Consider the following 17,230-nt stretch of genomic DNA (forward strand, 5'->3'; position numbering starts at 1 on the left):
CCCTTCACCCGGCCGTTCCGCCGAGCCGCCTGAAGTCGCCCCCCGGCCGACCCGACGTCGGCCTCCCCGTCGCCACGCCCACGATCGACGGCCGCCCGGCGGGGGGTTCAGCCCGCGGGCGCCACGATCGCACCTTCGACGCCATGACGCTTCAGGGCATCGGCGACGAAGCCGACCGCCTTCATCTCCTCCACGAACGACGCCAGCAGCTCCTGTGCCGCGGCCCCTCGCCCGGCCGGCACCCCCATGGCCTGCCGGATCACCATGAACCGTCCCGGCAGCACCCGTACGCCTTCGGCCCGCGCGGCCTCGGCCTCCAGCAACTGCCGGATCCCGGCGGCCACCTCGACCTCACCGGCCCGCAGGGCCGCGAGCGCGCGAGGGGCGCCCTCCAGCCGGACGATCTCGGCCTCGCGGATCTCACGGGTGAGGAAGAGGTCGTACGCGGACCCGGCCCCGACCGAGATCCGGGTGCCCTCGCGGTCCACCTGGCCGTTCTCGGAGACCGGGGACGCCTGCGGCACCAGATACGCGCCCTCGATGAGGACGTACGGGGCGGTGAACCGCAGTCCCTCGCCCCGGGCGGGATCGACCGCGAAGAAGCCGATGTCCGCCCGCTCGGCCCGCACCGCGTCGACCGAGAGCGCGGCCCTCTCGAAGGCCACCAGCTCGACGGGCACCCCGAGCCGCCGCCCGAACTCCCGCGCGAGATCGACGGAGACTCCGGCCGGCTCGCCGCTCGCCGGATCCCGGTGGGCCAGGATCGGATTGCCGAGGTTGATCGAGGCACGCAGGGCGCCGCCGGGCGCGAAGGCGGGGGCGAGGTCGGGGGACGCGGGCTGCTGAGTCATGGCGCCGAGTCTACGAGCGCGTCGGCCGCGGTCGATGAGCGTACGGGACGGCCGCCCCTCGGCCTCGATGGACAGGGAGCCGCCCCTCGGCCTCGGTGGACAGGGAAGCGAGGCGGCCGCCATCCGCGCTCTCAGGCCCCCACCGTGCCGTCCACCCCTTCTCGCAGCAGGTCGGCGTGACCGTTGTGGCGGCCGTACTCCAGCAGGACGTGCACCATGACCATCCGCAGCGAGACATCCTTCTCCCAGCGCGGCTGACGCCCCACCAGATCCAGTGAGTCCGCCTCCCGTTCGATCCGGCGCGAGGTCTCCACCTCCGCCTCCCAGGCGGCGAACGCCTCTTCCCGGGTCGAGGTGCTCGCGTCGTACGCCGCCTGGAAGTCGAAGGCCTTCTCCGACCACACCATCGGGGCCTCCGCGTCCTCGAACACCCGCCGGAACCAGGCGCGTTCCACCTCGGCCAGGTGCCGCACCAGAGCCAGCAGAGACAAGGTGGACGGAGGCATCGACCGCTCGCGCAACTCCTCGTCGCCCAGCCCCGCGCACTTCATGGCCAGGGTCTCCCGCTGGTAGTCGAGAAAGGCCCGCAGCGTCTCGCGCTCGCTCCCCAGCAGCGGGGGCCCGATCCGGTCGTCGTTCGTCATGTGATGTTCCCCAGTCCGTGTGCCGGCCGACAGTATGACCGGCACACGTCCGCCCGGTCAGGCGGGTTTCCTCCGGACATCTAGGGTGGTGAGGCATGGACGAGAGGGAACTGCTGCGACGCTCCGACGGGCCGGTGACCCGGGACCGGATCCGGGACGACCTGGCCGGACTCGGCCTCGCCCCGGGCGACACCGTGATGTTCCATACGCGGCTGTCCGCGATCGGCTACGTCCCCGGCGGCCCCCAGACCGTCATCGACGCGTTGCTGGACGTGGTGGGACCGACCGGCACCCTGCTGGTCACCTGCGGCTGGAACGACGCCCCGCCCTACGGCTTCACCGGCTGGCCCCGCGCCTGGCAGGAGGCCGTGCGCGCCCACCACCCTGCGTTCGACCCGGAGACGAGCGAGGCCGAGCACGCCAACGGCCGGCTCCCGGAGGCTCTGCGCCGCAGGCCCGGGGCCGTGCGCAGCCGTCACCCCGACGTGAGTCTCGCGGCGCTCGGCGCCTCGGCCGCCGCCCTGACGGAAGCCCACCCGTGGGACGACCCGCACGGTCCCGGCAGCCCGCTGGCACGCCTGGTGGCCCTCGGCGGCCGGGTGCTTCTCCTCGGCGCGCCCCGGGAGTCGATGACGCTGCTGCACCACGCGGAGGCGCTGGCACAGGCCCCCGGCAAACGGTTCGTGACGTACGAACAGCCCATCGAGGTGCAGGGCGAGCGGGTCTGGCGCACCTTCCACGACATCGACTCCGAGAACGGCGCGTTCGACTACTCATCGGCCGTTCCCGAGGGGCAGGACCCCTTCGCGGCGATCGTCGGGAGCATGCTGGCGGCGGGCATCGGGCGGGAGGGCTTCGTCGGGGCGGCCGGGAGCCACCTGTTCGACGCGGGCCCGGCCGTGGAGTTCGGCGTCCGCTGGATCGAGGAGCATCTGAACCAGGCCTCCTGAACCGGGCAGCGTGCACCGGACGCCTGAACCGGGCCTCCTGACGTCCGGCTGCCGGAGAAGTCCCGTCCGGCGGGTCGCGCAGGGCGTGCGCCGCGCGGCCCGCCGGCGCGGCTCAGGACAGCCGTACCTTGATCGTCTGCGTCGCCCCGCGCGTCCCGGAGAGGTCGCCGAAGACGAGGCGCAGCGACGCCCCCGCGGTCGCCGACGTCACCGTCGCCGGCTTCGACACGACCGAGGCGACGGCCCGGTTCCACGTGAGGGTCAGGCTCGTCCGCATCCGCATGGGGTCGCTGACACACACCGTCGCCGTCCCGTCGGCGTGCTCGGTGACCATCACCGAGCACGGGGCGTCCGCAACCAGCGGCCCGACGCTCCCGCCGAACCAGAAGTTGACGGCGGTCAGCCCGAGCGAGTCCACCGCCACCCCCTGCTGGTCGTCGGTGTTGGCGAGCACGCGCAGCCAGCCGCCGTCCGCCGCCCGCGCCGCCGTGCGCTGCTCGGACGCGCCGGGCAGGAGCTGGTACGCGTACGTGGCGTCCGACGGGTCCTTCCCGTGGTCGAACCAGAGCGTGAGGTACTTCCGGGAGACCGGATCCGTGGAGCCCGCCGTGTTGATGTCGCGCCAGCGGCCCGTCCGGTCCTCCCGCAGCGCCTTCACGGTGGCCCCGCCCGGGAAGACGTAACCGCCGTGCCCGGCGAGATGCGCCCAGGACGTGCCGGTCAGCGTCGCCGACCAGGGGAACGTGAGCGGTTCGAGCGAGCCGTCGACGGTGAACGGGGCGTTGCCCGTCGGCCCGAGGTTGCGGTTGTCGACGGTGGTCTCCACGGCCGCGCCGTCGCGGCTGTGGATGCCCGCGCCCAGGCACACGACGGTGTCGTCGAGGAAGAACCAGGACTTCTTCGCCATCAGCGTGCTGGACAGCCCCTTGAGGTACTGCCCCACGGCGGCCCGCTTCCTGTCGGTGACCCCGCCGACCCAGTTCACATCGGGGAGCGATGTGCCCCAGTCGCCGCCCGCCCCGTCGGCGAGGACCTTGCGCGAGGCCGTGGTGCCGGGCAGCCGGTACGGGTCGACGGTGGGCCAGAAGGCGTCGCTGTACTGGCCGTTGGCGAAGGTGTCGCCCCACCAGTAGAGCATCCCCGACCCGGTGTGCCAGCCGCGCAGATTCTCGCCGTTGCCGACCTCGTAGTAGGTGATCCGCCGGTCCGCCATGCTCAGCGACGCCGCCCAGCCCGGACGGCGGTGCGTGGCCCGCGCCATGTCGGGGAACAGCCGGTGGCCGTCGGGCTCGGGGACCGGGGTGAGCGAGGTGTCGTCCAGTACGGACTTGAGGCGGGCCAGGGCGGTGAGCCCGAGCGAGGGGTTGCTCAGCGGCGGGCTGTAGTAGTCACGCTGCGCCCAGCCCTTGACGAGCGCCCGCCACCGCGCGTTCTCGGCGGCCGACGCGCCGCGCCCGAGCAGCACGACGGAGGCGAGGATGGGGTGCCCGCGCCGGTGGTCGTCGACCTCGCCCCGGCTGATCGCGCGCCCCGCGACGGAGTCCATGACGAGGCCGTTGAAGAGGAACGGCGCCCAGGCGTTCTCCACCGCGTCGAACACCACTTGCCGCTTGGGGTCGGTGACCTCCCAGGTGCTCTCCTTCAGCAGCGCGAACAGCAGGCCGAGCCCGCCGAGCATCACCGATCCGTAGCTGCCGGTGTACGGCACGGTGGTGTGCTGGATGAACGAGCCGTCGGCGTACAGGCCGTCGCCCTTGGTCACCAGCGGGAAGACGGGGGAGAGGGCGTCCCGGGCCAGCGCGATCTTCGCCGCGCTCCCTCCGACGACCCCGCGCAGGGCCAGCACCCGGCACAGGTCGACCCGGTTCGCCCCGGTGCTGGTCCCGGTGTACGAGGCGACGGCGGAGTCCGGTACGAAGTGGTCGACGGCGGCGCAGTAGCGCGCGCGCCGCTCCGGGGCGATGGCGTCGTACATCAGCACGCACACGTCCAGCAGGGCCTGCGGCGCGCCGATCTGCCAGCTGTACCAGTTGCCGTACCGGGTCTGGCCGTCGTTGTAGACCTGGGTGTTGAGATGCTCCAGGCCATTGAGCACCGCATCGCGCAGTCCGGCGTTCCCGGTGAGGCCGGTGCCCTGCTGGCGGTAGGCCTGGGCCATGGTGTTCAGGCGGATGAAGCTGTCGGCCATGCGTCCGGAGAGGACGTACGACTCGGCGTCCGTGTCCGGGTCCGGATCCGCGAACACCGCGTCGGGCCAGAGCGAGCCCTCCGCCGGCGCCATGGTCTCCAGCCATCGCGAGGCCTTCACGCCGAGATCGGCCAGCCGGCTCCTGAAGGGTTCGGCGGTCGGGCTGAACCCCTCGCCGAGGATCAGCGTGCTCCAGGTGGTGCGGAGCGCGGCGTACGGATCGTCCTCGGGAGCGGCGGAGGCGGCGCCGGGCGCGGCGAGCGTCAGCGCTCCGCCGCCCGCGGCGGTGAGCGCCGCGGAGGTGGCCAGGAAGGTACGGCGGGACCAGGCAGAAGTCATGGGGAGCTCCGGGTCGGTGACGTGTCTCCGCCGGGAACCCCGGGCGCAGGGTGCTGAGCTGTTCCCGGGATCCGACTGTTCTGAGCGGGCGGGCACTTTCTAGCAGCCGCCAGACGACTCGCTCAATGACTTTGGCCGAATTGATCGTATCGATCGTTTCTCGGGGTGTGTATGTCTGATCCGGGCGCGAACCGGCGTGCGCCCGTCGCACCGGGGCAAAACCCCGCTCGGATCGTTTCGAGCGGAAGTGATCGATATGGTTGAGGCATGCCGGACGGGTCCCGGGAGGCAGCCGCGCGGGAACCGTGTCCGAGCGGTTCCGTCGCCCGGGCGGCGGCCGATCGGCCGCCGGAACACCGTCGGGCCACTGCCCAGCCGTCTCCGAGTCCAGGGGGATCCATGCGACTGCACGTCGACCAGCGCCACGAGCGGGTGCTCGAGCTCGTCCGCGAGCGCGGCAGCCTGCGCGTCGCCGAACTCGCCGAGGAACTCGGCATGTCCGCCGTCACCCTGCGCCGGGACGTCGAGGCGCTGGCGGCCCAGGGCCTCGTGGAGCGGCTGCACGGCGCGGTGGTGTGGCCCACCGGGCAGTCCCGGCCCGCCCCCGCCGCCGCACCCCCCGCCGAAGGGCTGGTGGTGGGCATGGTGGTGCCGACCACCGAGTACTACTACGCCGACGTGGTGCGCGGCGCCCGGCAGACCGTCGAGGCCGCGGGCGCCCGGCTGACGATCGGGCTCTCCCGCTACCTCCCGGACGAGGACGCCGCCCAGGCCCGCCGGCTGCTGTCCACCGGCGCCGACGGACTCCTGCTGACGCCGAGCTGGGAGCGCGGCTGCCCGGAGCGGGGCGAGGGGCTGTGGACGGCGGAGCAGGAGGTCCCGGTCGTCCTGGTGGAGCGCTCGGCGCCCCTCGGCCATCCTGCGGCGGGCCTGGACCGGGTGCGCTCGGACCACGCGCACGGAGCCGCCGAGGCGGTGGCGCATCTGGCCGGGCTGGGGCACCGGGCGATCGCGCTCGCCGTGCAGGACAGCCCGACCGCTCCCCGGCTCCGGGTCGGATACCGGGCCGCCGTGGAGGCGCTGGGGCTGACCCCGGTGTCGGCCGCGCCGCTGGACGACGCCCCGTCGCGGTCGGAGGCGAAGCGTTTCGAGCGGACGCTGGAGTATCTGTGCCAGGCCGTGGCGAGCGGCAACGTGACCGCCGCGATCGTGCACAGCGACGCGGACGCGATCGTCCTCATCCCACGGCTCCAGGCCCGGGGCGTGCGGGTGCCCGAGGACCTCGCGGTGATCGCGTACGACGACGAGGTCGCCGGACTCGCCGACCTGCCGCTCACCGCCGTGGCCCCGGACAAGCACGCCGTCGGGGCGGCCGCCGCCCGGCTCCTGCTGGACCGGCTGGGCGTGGCGGAACCCGGTGGGACGGTCGCGGGTGCGGTGACGGGCGCGGGGGAGGTGGGCCGGGGTGCCGCCGCCCGCAGGCACCTGGACATCCTGCCCACCCTGCGGATCCGGGTCTCCTGCGGGGCGGTCGCCGCCGCCCCCTGACGGAAGAAGTGCCGCGCGAGGAGCCGTGCCCGGGTCAACAGGCCCTGCGGGAACGGCTCTTCGCATGCCCGGGGCTCGATGGCGCCAGGGACGGCTCCCGATCCATAGATGATCGATTTGATTGAATTGGTCATTTGCTCTTGACGGCGATCGCTTCCGCGCAAAATGATGTGTGCCGTTCACCTCATCTCCCGCAGTTCGAGGTCCCGTAGGAGCCGGCCCATGCCCTGTACCGCCCGCACGTCCCGTCTCGCCCTCGCGGCGTCCGCCGCCTCACTCGCCCTGCTCGCCACCGCCTGCGGCGGTGGATCGGGTTCGGACGCCTCGGGCCCCGGCGACGGCAAGCCCGTCACGCTCACCTTCTGGTCGTCCGCCCTGGGCGCCAAGGAGACGGCCGACGCGTTCAACAAGACGCAGACCGGCATCAAGATCAAGTTCTCCTTGGTCCCCGCGGGCCCCGAGGGCGTCACCAAGCTGTCCAACGCGGTCAAGGGCGGCAACGCCCCCGACGTGGCCACCATGGACTACTCCGCCCTGCCCGAGTACGCCAGCGAGGGCAACCTGGTGGACCTCACGCCCAGCTCCGGCGAACTGGTGAAGAAGGAGTTCCCCGAGGCGCTCCAGTCCCTGGTCAACCTCGGCGGCTCCACCTGGGCGGTGCCGTTCGACGTCACGCCCATCCAGCTCTTCTACCGCAAGGACCTGTTCAAGAAGCACGGCGTCGAGGTGCCGACGACCTGGGCCGAATACCGCACGGCCGCCGAGAAGATCCACCGGGCCGACCCCGACGTCACCATCACCAACTTCGGCGGCGGCGACCCCGCCCTGCTCTCCGGACTCGCCTGGCAGGCCGGCGCCCAGTGGTACGGCACCAACGGCGACGCCTGGAAGGTGAACATCGACGACCCGGCGTCCCGCAAGGTCGCCGCCTACTGGGACGACCTCCTCGCGGACGGCCTCGCCTCCAGGACCCCGCTCTGGGGCGAGGGCGAGGCCAAGGAGCGCTCCACCGGCAAGGTCGCCACCGTCATCGGCGCCGCCTGGAGCGCCGGCACCTTCCCCGTCAGCTACCCCGACAGCAAAGGCAAGTGGGGCATAGCCCCCCTGCCCACCTGGGACGGCAAGCCGAGCACCGGCATGTACGGCGGAACCTCCTACATCGTGCCCAAGGGCAGCGAACACACCGATGCGGCCGCCGAGTTCATCAAGTGGGTCACCACCGACCCCGCGGCCATGACCGCCCGCCTCAGCTCCCTCAAGGCCCCCAGCAGCGCCCTGCCCGCCAACGAGGGCATGCGCGCCGCGGCGGCGAAGGAGTTCGACACCTCCTACTTCGCCGGCCAGGACGTCTACGCCGTGGCCGGCGAGGCCGCCGACACCATCGTGCCCGGCTGGACCTGGGGCCCGGTGCAGCAGCAGGTCGTCTCGGCGCAGATGGCCGCGGGCAGCGACCACACGAAGATGCTCACCTCCGGTCAGGCGAAGGGCGAGACCGCGGTCACCGACCGCGGCCTGAAGCTCGACAAGTAGCCGCACGGCTGCCCGGGACACACCGTGCCGGGCAGCCCGCCTCCCCTCCCTCCCGCCCACCCCAACCAGCCGAAGGAGCATCAGGTGGCAGCCCCACTCGCCCGGCCGGCCAAGACCCCGGCACCCCAGGTAGCGCCGCCGCCCGCGGGGCCCGCCGGTCCGGCCGTTTCCGCCGGACCGGGAAAGCCGGGCGGCCCCGGCACCCGAAGCGGACAGCGCCGGGCCGTCGCCCTGTTCACGATCCCGTTCTTCGCGCTCTTCACCGCCGTCACCGTCCTGCCGATGTTCTACGCGGCCTGGATGAGCCTCTACCGGGAGGAGTCCTCGGGCCTGGGATTCGGCGGCACGGAGCGCGTCTTCGCCGGATTCGGCAACTTCACCGAAGCCCTGGGCAACGAGGCGTTCCTCCGTTCGTTCGGGAACATCGCTCTCTACTGCGCGCTCTACATCCCCGCGATGGTCGGCGGAGCACTCGTCCTGGCCCTGCTCGTCGACTCGACCATGGCCAGAGCCCGGCGCTTCTTCCAGATCGCCTACTTCCTGCCGCACGCGGTACCCGGCCTGATCGCCTCGCTGATCTGGCTCTACCTCTACACACCGGGGCTCAGCCCGATCACCGACGCCCTCGACGCGCTCGGCGCCCAGTGGAACTTCTTCGGCCAGGATGAGGCGATCCTCTCGGTCGTCAACATCTCCGCCTGGCAGTGGACCGGCTACAACATGATCATCTTCTACGCGGGTCTCCAGGCCGTTCCCCGCGAGGTCCTCGAAGCGGCGACCGTCGACGGGGCCGGGGCCCTGCGCACCGCCCTCCAGGTCAAGATCCCCATGATCCGGCCCACCGTCGTCCTGACCCTGCTGTTCACCTGCGTCGGCGCCATCCAGCTCTTCGACGCCCCCAAACTCGTCCAGCTGCGGGCCAACACCATGGGCGAGGACTGGTCGCCGACCATGTTCATCTACACCGCGGCCTTCAAGGGCCACGACTACGGCCTGGCCGCCGCGAGCTCCCTCCTGCTCGCCCTCGTCGCCGGCCTGCTGTCCTTCGTCGTCACCAAGCTCGGCAACCGGTGGAAGGCCTCATGAGCACCCAGACAGCCACCCCCGACGCACCGCCCGCACCCACGCCGCCCCGCCGCGCCGGACGCCGCTCCGCACCGCCGCCCGACCGCCGCGGCCGGGGGATCACCTCCCGCGTCGTGGTGAACGGCATCCTCGCCGTCGTCGCCGTCTACACCCTGATGCCGCTGACCTGGCTGCTCATCGCCTCCACCAAGAGCTACCGGGACCTGTTCGCCACCAACCCGTTCAGCCTCGGCGACTTCCGGTTCCTGGCCAACCTGACCGCCCTCCTCGACTACAACGACGGGGTCTTCGTCCGCTGGCTGCTCAACAGCCTCCTGTACACCGTCGTCGCGTCCGGGCTCTCCACCCTCATCTCGGTGGCCTGCGGCTACGCCTTCGACAAGTACGCCTTCCGCGGCCGGGAGAAGTGGTTCGGGATCGTCCTCGTCGGCGTCCTCATCCCCTCGACCGTCGTCCAGCTGCCGCTCTACCTGATGGCCTCCGAACTGGGCCTCGTCAACACCTACTGGGCCGTCCTGATCCCCAGCCTGGTGAACCCGTTCGGGGTCTACCTGGCCCGCGTCTTCTCCGAGGGGTACGTACCGGGCGAGGTCCTGGAAGCGGCCCGGATGGACGGGGCGGGAGAGGTGCGGACCTTCGTGAAGGTGGCCCTGCCGATGCTGGCGCCCGGCTTCGTGACCATCTTCCTGTTCTCCTTCACCGCGAGCTGGAACAACTTCTACGGCGCGCTCATGATGCTCAACGACGACCGGCTCTACCCGGTCAACCTGGGCCTGTACATGTGGAACCAGAACGTCTACCAGCAGCCGGAGCTCTACCCGCTGGTCATCATCGGCTCGCTCGTCGCCGTCGTCCCCCTGATCGTCGCCTTCCTCTGCCTCCAGCGCTTCTGGCGCTCGGGCCTCACCGCAGGAGCCGTCAAGTGAGCCACTCCGCCGCGCCCCAGCGGACCCGCCCCCGCACCGTCCTGGCGATGAGCGGCGAGACCCGTGCGGCGATCCTGGCCCCCGAAGCCCTCGACCGGCTCACCCGCGTCGCCGACCTCGTCCCCGGCCTCCTCGTCACCGACTTCGGCGCCGACGACCCCGCCCAGCGCACCGGGCTCCACGAGGCCGAGGTCCTGTTCACCGGCTGGGGCTGCCCGCCGCTCGGCCCGGCGGCCCTGAGCGCCATGCCCCGGCTACGGGCGGTCGTCCACGCCGCCGGCTCCGTCAAGCACCACATCACCCAGGACGTCTGGGACCGGGGCATCGCCGTCAGCACCGCCGCCACGGCCAACGCCTTCCCGGTCGCCGAATACACGGTCGCGGCGATCCTCTTCGCCAACAAGCAGATCCTGGAGAGCGCCCGCGTCTACCGCGAGGCCCGCTCCCGGGTGGACCTCCTGAGGCGGTTCCCCGCCGTCGGCAACTACCGCCGCACCGTGGGCATCGTCGGCGCCTCCCGCATCGGACGCCGCGTCGTCGAACTGCTGCGCCCCTACGATCTGCGCGTCCTGGTGCATGACCCGTACCTGGACGAGGACGGCGCCCGGACCCTGGGCGTGGAGCGGGCGGGCCTCGACGCCCTGGCGGCACGGAGCGACGTCGTCAGCATCCACGCCCCCGAACTCCCGGCGACCCGGCATCTGTTCGACGCCGGGCGTCTCGCCCTGATGAGGGACGGGGCGACCCTCGTCAACACCGCACGCGGCTCCCTGGTGGACACCGACGCGCTCGTGAAGGAGCTGGTCGCCGGGCGCCTGAACGCCGTGCTCGACCACACGGAACCGGAAGTCCTGCCCGCCGACTCACCCCTCTACGACCTGCCGAACGTCCTTCTCACCCCGCATATCGCCGGGTCCCAGGGCGGCGAACTCCACCGGCTCGCGGACGCGGCGGTCGACGAACTCGAACGCTACGCGCACGGCCTGCCGTTCGCCCACGCCGTGGACCCCCGCACCCTGCACCAGCAGGCCTGACCCCGTACCCGTACATCCGTTCCGCCCGCCGGCACGCTGCGCCGGGACGCCCCGTCGGGACGCCCCGGCGCAGCGTCACGCGGCGTGCGCCCGCCCGGCGGGCAGGACCGAGATCATCCGGGCCACCGTGCGGGCCATCGCGTCCCGGCCGTCCGCCAGATAGCGGCGCGGATCCACGCCCCGGTCGTCCCGGGCCAGCCGCTCCCGTATCGCGCCGGTCATCGCGATGTTGAGCGCGGTACCGATGTTGACCTTGCGGATCCCGCCCGCCACCGCGCGGGCCAGTTCCTCGTCGGAGGCGCCGGACGAACCGTGCAGCACCAGAGGAACCGGCACGGCCTCCCGCAGCCTGCCCAGCAGACCGTGGTCGATGACGGCGTCCCGCGAGGTCATCGCGTGCGAGGTGCCGACCGCCACGGCCAGCGCGTCGACGCCGGTGGCCGCGACGAACGACCGTGCCTCGTCGGGATCCGTACGGGCCCCGGGCGCATGGGCGTCGAGCGCAGGCTCCCCGTTCTTCCCGCCGACCTGCCCGAGTTCGGCCTCCAGCCACAGGCCCCGCTCGTGCGCCCATACGACGGCGGCGCGGGTGGCCGCCAGGTTCTCCGTGTACGGCAGCCGGGCTGCGTCGAACATCGCCGAACTGAAACCGCAGTCCGCCGCCCGGTGCAGCAGCTCGGTCGACTGCACATGATCGAGGTGCAGGGAGACGGGGACGGCGGCCTGGTCGGCCACCTCCGCCGCGGCGCGCGAGAGCGGACGGGGCCGGCCCCGGTGGTAGGCGACGGCGTTCTCGCTGATCTGCAGGATCACCGGCGCCCCCGCCGCCTCCGCGCCCTCGGCGACGGCTTCCGCGTGTTCCAGGGTGATGACGTTGAACGCGGCGACCGCACGGTGCTGTGCGGCGGCCTCGGCGATCAGATCGCCGGTTGCGGCGATGGACATGGCGACTCCGGGGTGAGGGACCGTCGGGCGGGAGGGGCGTCCGGGCCGTCAGGCCGTGCTGCTGAGGATGACCGAGCGGGTGAGGTGGCGCGGCCGGTCCGGGTCGAGACCGCGGGCGTTCGCGATGGCCAGCGCCAGACGCTGCACCCGGACCAGCTCCGCCAGCGGGTCGAGGCCGCCGGCCACCCACCGGGCGCCGGTCGCGTGCACCTCGTCCATCAGCCCGGACGGGGCCTCGCCGAGCATCCAGGTCGCGGTGGAGCGGGTGGAGATGCTGATCGGGCCGTGCCGGTACTCCATCGCCGGGTACGCCTCGGTCCAGGCGAGCGCGGCCTCGCGCATCTTCAGCGCGGCCTCGTTGGCGAGACCCACGCTCCACCCCTGCCCGAGGAAGGTGAACTGGCTGCACTCCACAAGACCCGTGGGCAGCGGCTCGGCGAGCGCGACCTGGGCGTCCTCGACGACCGCGTCGGTGTGCAGGCCCAGATGGGCGCGGAGCAGGGTCAGCGCCGAGGTGGCGAAGCGGGTTTGCACGACGGACTTCTCGTCGGCGAACTCGAGCACGATCGTGTCGTCGGCCATCGCCGCCATCGGGGTGTCGGGGTCGCCGATGACCACTGTGCGGCGGGTCGTGTCACCGATCTTCCCGAGAAGCCCGAGCACCTCCGTCGTGGTGCCGGAGCGGCTCAGCGCCACGACCCGGTCGTAGGGGCGGCCCGCCGGGAACTCCGAAGCGGCGAAGGCGTCGGTCTCGCCCTGGCCGCTGCCCTCCCGAAGCGCCGCGTAGGCCTGGGCCATGAAGTACGACGTACCGCAGCCGACCACGGCGATGCGCTCGCCGGCCGCCGGAAGCCGGTGGGCGAGCCCGTCCGCCATGCCGGCGGCCACCTGCCAGCAGTCGGGCTGACTGGCCAGCTCCTGAGCCACGTGCGTCATCTGTGCTCCCTGTTCCCGGCGATCGATGCTCGAAGCTGCATATTAGGCAAGCATTTCAAGCAATATCAAGCAGACGGGTGCCGGGTGTCCGTGCAATCCGCCGGGCGATGCCGCAGGCGAGGGGAACCGAGAGGCCGGGGGGCGCGGCGCCGGGGCGGGACCGGCCCCCGGCGCCGCGCCCCTCCCTCACGCGCCCGCGAGCAGCGACTCCCACGCGGTCGCGGAGTCCGGATGACGGGCCATCAGCGCGGCGCCGCCCGGACCCGCCGGACCCTCGCCGGGCGGGGCCCACGTGCCGTCGCAGCCGAGCAGCTCCGCGACCGCGTCGAGCGTCCGCGGGTGCGTGAAGAGCAGCGCGGCGCCTCGGTCCCCGCCGCCGGCCGGCTGCGTACCGCCGAGGACGGGCGCACCGGCTTCCGGCGCCTCGCGCCACGGCGGCACCCACGCGTCCAGCGCCGCGAGCCGGGCCGGGAAGATCCGCCCCGCCTCACGGATCAACAACGGGGCCAGGTCCGCCGCGCCGCCGCGCAGCGTCGTGATCAGGGTCGGCAGCCATGGCAGCAGCACCGGATCCGGCAGCCGCCCGAACGCGTTCGACACGGCCTCCACCACCACGTCCGCCAGCCCCGGCACCGGCACCAACGCGTGCACGAAGCCGCTGAGATAGCGCGGATACGCGGGCACCACCATCGGGTTCGCCAGCAGCTCGCCGCAGCGCTCCCGCAGCTCGGCCCGGGACAGGGCGCCGAGCTGCACCTGCGCCGCCCACAGGAGCGCCGTCCGCTCCGGGTCCGTGGGACGCGACTGGGCGACGGCCAGCTCCAGCTGCGCCCGGTCGCAGCCCAGGGACAGCGCCAGGCCCTCCATGCTGAACAGGAAGCCCAGCATCGCCGCCACCTGCCCAGCGGTGACGTCCTCGTCGGTGAACGCCGTCGGCAGCAAGGTGCAGTAATGCGCGTAACCGGCCTTGACGAACGACTCCACCCACGGCGGCAGGACCGGCTCGCCGGTCCGGTAGTACGCCAGCAGCCCCCGCACCCGGCGCAGCACCTCCGGGGCCCCGTCCACGGTGCGCTCGGCGGTGAGGACCTCCAGGGCGCGGGTGCCCAGCTCGTCGGCGAGACGGCGACTGCGGAGATACAGCGTCGCGTCCTCGACGGCGGCGAGGACGACCGCCGTCGTCGCCCTCGGCCCGTACGCGTCGCGGCGCAGCCGCTGTTCCAGGACCTGCTCGATGCTCACGCCCTCGTACCCGAGCTCGATCAGCGCCCGCTGATGGGTGCCCAGCGCCAGGTCCCACGACTCCTGGATCGAACGCTCGCCGAGCTTCCGCTCACCCATGATCGGCCGGGCCGCGCCGTGCGGCATCAGACGGCGGAGCATCCACAGCACGTCGGAGCAGGCCCCGAGCTCCGGGCGTGAGCTCATGTCCAGCAGGGCACGCTGCACACCACGCTGCTGGAGCTTCAGCTCCAGCGGCGCGAGCCGGTCGTGCACATCGCGGGCCAGCGGCGGCAGCGCGTCGTAGCCGACCCGGCCGATCCTGTCGCCGCCCATCATGATCTCGACGAGCCGGCGCACGTCACGCCGTCCCGGCACCGAGTCCTTCTCGATGCAGGTGATCGCCGCGTCCTGGAAGTCGTACGGAGTGGGCTTGGCCCGGTCCCGCATCCCGGCGAGCAGGATCGACGTCTCGAACACCGCGATGGCGTCGGCGGTGGACGCCAGATAGCCGCTGCGCCGCGCCGCGCGCACGATGTCCACCGACCAGCCGAGCAACTCGGCCTCGTCCAGCGTGTCGAGGACCGGCGGCCGGCGCAGAAACCCGGAGAGCCGGTCCGCTGCGGCCTCCGACGGGGGCGCGGGGGAGGCCGGGGCGGCCTTCTTCGCCGTGCGCGGCTTCTTCGCACCGTCCTGGCCGGCCAGCCGGTACGGCTGGACCCGGGTGCGCTTGAGGTTCTTCGCCCACTGGGTCGCCGCGATCGACACCGACCCGGAGGCCAGCCCGAACTGTGCCTCGATCGCCGCATGGCTGGACGGGATCAGCCCGTACTGCCAGGTGGTGGCGGAGCGCGGGGAGATGTCGAACGACCCGCCGCCCGCCACCCCGAACTCGTCGACCCGGCTGGCCGCGTGGAAGGCTCCGCACACATACAGGCAGTCCTCGGGGTCCGCCCCGCTCGCCGCCAGATGCTCGCGCATCCGGGTCCACATGTACCGCTCGCGGTCCTCGTCCACCCGGACCCGTTCCCCGTCGCCGGGGGCGAGCCGCCGGAAGAGGCTGCCGACGAGGAACATGACCTGGCGGTAGGCGGCGTGGTCGCTGTCGCCGAGCGGGACCTCGACGTACTGGTGCCACCACTCCGACCAGTGCCGTACCTTGCCGTGGCGCAGCAGATGTTCCTCCAGCTCCGCGAAGCGGGGCCGCAGGTCGCCGATCTCCACGCCGACGGCCTCACCGTGCAGCGCGGCTTCGGACTCCGGAGCCGGCTCCGCAGCACCGGCCGCCGCCTCCGGGGTGCGCTCACCGTGCCGGCTGTCCCCTTGGAAAACGTGGTCGGAGGACCGGTCGACGAGGACCAGCTCGACGCCCGGGGTGTCGAGGGCGTACGCGATGGCCTGGTACTCGGCGGAGGCCTCGGTGATCGGGGCGACGACCGACAGCGGGGCCCACTCGGCGGGAAACCCGTCGATGTCGCTCGCGAACGCCTGGACCGCCACCGGCAGGCGGCAGTTGCGCAGCTCGCCGAGGAGCGGCGCCATGTCCTCGCACAGCTCCAGATAGACGACCTTGGGCTGCTTCTCGCGCAGCCGGCGGGCCATGGCGAGGGCGGAGGCGGGCGAGTGGTGGCAGACCGGGAAGATCTCCAGGGGCTCGCGCACCGCACGGTCGACGTCGTCGACCATGCCGAGGAGGATGCCCTCCAGCGCGTCGGGCCCGTCGGCGAAAGCGGTGGCGGCCTCGTGCAGCTGCCCGCGCAGCGCCGCGAACGACGTTTCCCCGGGGCCGTTCGTGGGGGACCCGCTCATGACAGCGTGGCGATCGTGTCGCGGCCGCCGTCCAGGAACTCCGGCCAGGAGCCGCCCTCCTCCTTGCTGCGCGGCTCGACGACACCGTGCAGGTACTTGTTGAAGATGGCCAGGTCCTCCGGATCACGCCGGGCGAGCGAGCCGACGAGCGAGGAGGCGAGGGCCCGGGCGGTCAGTGTGCTCTCGCCGAAGAAGTTGCTGTGCAGGACGGCGTCCTCCAGCACGCCGATCTGCTCCGCCGTCGACAGCGCGGACTCCAGCTTCTCGTCGTCGCTCCCCGCGGCGGCGGCCGAGGCCCGCAGATCGGCGAAGCTCTGGAGAAGGATGTCGAGGAGCGTCGGCGGCACGTCCAGGTCGATCGCGTGGCGGCGCAGCAGTTCCTCCGTGCGGAAGCGGACGATCTCCGCCTCGCTCTTCCTGTTCGTCACGACCGGGATGCGCACGAAGTTGAAGCGGCGCTTCAGCGCGGACGACAGGTCGTTGACGCCCCGGTCGCGGCTGTTGGCGGTCGCGATGATCGAGAAGCCCGGCCTGGCGAAGACGATGTTGTCGCCCGCGTCCCCACCGTCGCTCTGCAGCTCGGGGACGGAGATGTACTTCTCCGAGAGGATCGAGATCAGCGCGTCCTGGACGTCGCTGGTGGAACGGGTCAGTTCCTCGAAGCGGCCGATGGCGCCCGTCTCCATCGCGGTCATGATCGGCGACGGGATCATCGACTCACGCGACTGCCCCTTGGCGATGACCATGGACACGTTCCACGCGTACTTGATGTGATCCTCGGTCGTACCGGCCGTACCCTGCACCACCAGCGTGGAGTTGCGGGAGATCGCGGCGGACAGCAGCTCCGCCAGCCAGCTCTTGCCGGTGCCGGGGTCTCCTATCAGCAGCAGACCTCGGTCCGAGGCGAGCGTGACGATCGAGCGCTCGACGAAGCTCCGGTCGCCGAACCACTTCTGTGAGATCTCGCGGTCCAGGCCGTCGGCGCGCTCGGACCCCAGGATGAACAGCCGGACCATCTTCGGGGACAGCCGCCAGGAGAACGGCTTGGGGCTGTCGTCGATCGACTCCAGCCAGTCGAGCTCCTCCGCGTACTTGGTCTCGGCGGGGGCGCGCAACACGTCGGACATCAGAAGGCCTTTCTGAACAGGCGGAAAAGTGCGGAAGGAGAAGGAGGGAGGCGTGCAAGGGGAGAGGGCGTGCCTGCGAGTGGGACGCCCCGTCCC

13 protein-coding genes are annotated in these 17,230 nt (G+C 72.3%); 6 read left to right on the forward strand and 7 right to left on the reverse strand.

Features of this window, described 5'->3' with window-relative positions; all coding sequences use genetic code 11:
- Window positions 1-107: 107 nt before the first annotated feature.
- A complete protein-coding gene (locus IE272_RS24300) occupies window positions 108-851 on the reverse strand; it encodes a transporter substrate-binding domain-containing protein (protein WP_050363005.1) in 744 nt (247 codons plus the stop codon).
- Window positions 852-982: 131 nt separating this feature from the next.
- Entirely contained in the window at window positions 983-1,495 is a 513-nt protein-coding gene (locus tag IE272_RS24305) for a DinB family protein (protein WP_050363006.1), read from the reverse strand.
- A 95-nt stretch (window positions 1,496-1,590) separates the two neighbouring features.
- On the opposite strand from IE272_RS24305, the gene aac(3) reads away from it, so the two are divergent.
- The gene (gene aac(3), locus IE272_RS24310) at window positions 1,591-2,445 is read left to right on the forward strand and encodes an aminoglycoside 3-N-acetyltransferase (protein WP_050363007.1); all 855 of its coding nucleotides are present in this window, start codon (window positions 1,591-1,593) and stop codon (window positions 2,443-2,445) included.
- Window positions 2,446-2,557: 112 nt separating this feature from the next.
- Here aac(3) and IE272_RS24315 read toward each other — a convergent pair whose 3' ends face one another.
- Window positions 2,558-4,972, reverse strand: a complete 2,415-nt coding sequence (locus IE272_RS24315) for a polysaccharide lyase 8 family protein (RefSeq protein ID WP_190007960.1) — start codon at window positions 4,970-4,972, stop codon at window positions 2,558-2,560.
- A gap of 399 nt (window positions 4,973-5,371) precedes the next feature.
- On the opposite strand from IE272_RS24315, the gene IE272_RS24320 reads away from it, so the two are divergent.
- The 5 genes from IE272_RS24320 (at window position 5,372) to IE272_RS24340 (ending at window position 11,096) form a co-directional block, all read left to right on the forward strand.
- Window positions 5,372-6,520, forward strand: a complete 1,149-nt coding sequence (locus IE272_RS24320; protein ID WP_098892375.1) for a substrate-binding domain-containing protein — start codon at window positions 5,372-5,374, stop codon at window positions 6,518-6,520.
- 222 nt (window positions 6,521-6,742) lie between these two features.
- Window positions 6,743-8,050: an ABC transporter substrate-binding protein gene (locus IE272_RS24325; RefSeq protein ID WP_190007962.1), complete on the forward strand. Its 1,308-nt coding sequence runs from the start codon at window positions 6,743-6,745 to the stop codon at window positions 8,048-8,050.
- An 84-nt stretch (window positions 8,051-8,134) separates the two neighbouring features.
- A complete protein-coding gene (locus tag IE272_RS24330) occupies window positions 8,135-9,136 on the forward strand; it encodes a carbohydrate ABC transporter permease (protein ID WP_179890776.1) in 1,002 nt (333 codons plus the stop codon).
- On the forward strand, window positions 9,133-10,062 hold the full coding sequence (locus IE272_RS24335) for a carbohydrate ABC transporter permease (protein ID WP_056704381.1): 930 nt from the start codon (window positions 9,133-9,135) through the stop codon (window positions 10,060-10,062). The genes IE272_RS24330 and IE272_RS24335 overlap by 4 nt, the downstream gene beginning before the upstream one ends.
- Complete coding sequence (locus IE272_RS24340; protein WP_078961521.1) at window positions 10,059-11,096, forward strand: hydroxyacid dehydrogenase; 1,038 nt, start codon at window positions 10,059-10,061, stop codon at window positions 11,094-11,096. Before IE272_RS24335 ends, IE272_RS24340 begins: the two co-directional genes overlap by 4 nt.
- 75 nt (window positions 11,097-11,171) lie before the next feature.
- On the opposite strand, the gene IE272_RS24345 is transcribed toward IE272_RS24340, so the two are convergent.
- The 4 genes from IE272_RS24345 to IE272_RS24360 form a co-directional block, all read right to left on the reverse strand.
- Window positions 11,172-12,041, reverse strand: coding sequence for a class II fructose-bisphosphate aldolase (locus IE272_RS24345; protein WP_057667812.1), 870 nt, complete (start codon window positions 12,039-12,041; stop codon window positions 11,172-11,174).
- Between the two features lie 48 nt (window positions 12,042-12,089).
- Window positions 12,090-12,977: an SIS domain-containing protein gene (locus IE272_RS24350; protein WP_032792601.1), complete on the reverse strand. Its 888-nt coding sequence runs from the start codon at window positions 12,975-12,977 to the stop codon at window positions 12,090-12,092.
- 186 nt (window positions 12,978-13,163) lie between these two features.
- Entirely contained in the window at window positions 13,164-16,007 is a 2,844-nt protein-coding gene (locus tag IE272_RS24355) for a DUF5682 family protein (protein ID WP_190007965.1), read from the reverse strand.
- Entirely contained in the window at window positions 16,004-17,134 is a 1,131-nt protein-coding gene (locus tag IE272_RS24360; protein ID WP_050363015.1) for an ATP-binding protein, read from the reverse strand. Before IE272_RS24360 ends, IE272_RS24355 begins: the two co-directional genes overlap by 4 nt.
- Window positions 17,135-17,230 lie beyond the last annotated feature (96 nt).

The sequence above is a fragment of the Streptomyces anulatus genome (assembly GCF_014650675.1).
GTDB lineage: Bacteria > Actinomycetota > Actinomycetes > Streptomycetales > Streptomycetaceae > Streptomyces > Streptomyces anulatus.

Bases quoted from the DNA above. Each gene is read 5' to 3' on its own strand.
- IE272_RS24300 (WP_050363005.1), bottom strand. From the start codon at position 851: ATGACTCAGCAGCCCGCGTCCCCCGACCTCGCCCCCGCCTTCGCGCCC.
- IE272_RS24305 (WP_050363006.1), bottom strand. From the start codon at position 1,495: ATGACGAACGACGACCGGATCGGGCCCCCGCTGCTGGGGAGCGAGCGC.
- IE272_RS24315 (WP_190007960.1), bottom strand. From the start codon at position 4,972: ATGACTTCTGCCTGGTCCCGCCGTACCTTCCTGGCCACCTCCGCGGCG.
- IE272_RS24320 (WP_098892375.1), top strand. From the start codon at position 5,372: ATGCGACTGCACGTCGACCAGCGCCACGAGCGGGTGCTCGAGCTCGTC.
- IE272_RS24325 (WP_190007962.1), top strand. From the start codon at position 6,743: ATGCCCTGTACCGCCCGCACGTCCCGTCTCGCCCTCGCGGCGTCCGCC.
- IE272_RS24335 (WP_056704381.1), top strand. From the start codon at position 9,133: ATGAGCACCCAGACAGCCACCCCCGACGCACCGCCCGCACCCACGCCG.
- IE272_RS24345 (WP_057667812.1), bottom strand. From the start codon at position 12,041: ATGTCCATCGCCGCAACCGGCGATCTGATCGCCGAGGCCGCCGCACAG.
- IE272_RS24350 (WP_032792601.1), bottom strand. From the start codon at position 12,977: ATGACGCACGTGGCTCAGGAGCTGGCCAGTCAGCCCGACTGCTGGCAG.
- IE272_RS24355 (WP_190007965.1), bottom strand. From the start codon at position 16,007: ATGAGCGGGTCCCCCACGAACGGCCCCGGGGAAACGTCGTTCGCGGCG.
- IE272_RS24360 (WP_050363015.1), bottom strand. From the start codon at position 17,134: ATGTCCGACGTGTTGCGCGCCCCCGCCGAGACCAAGTACGCGGAGGAG.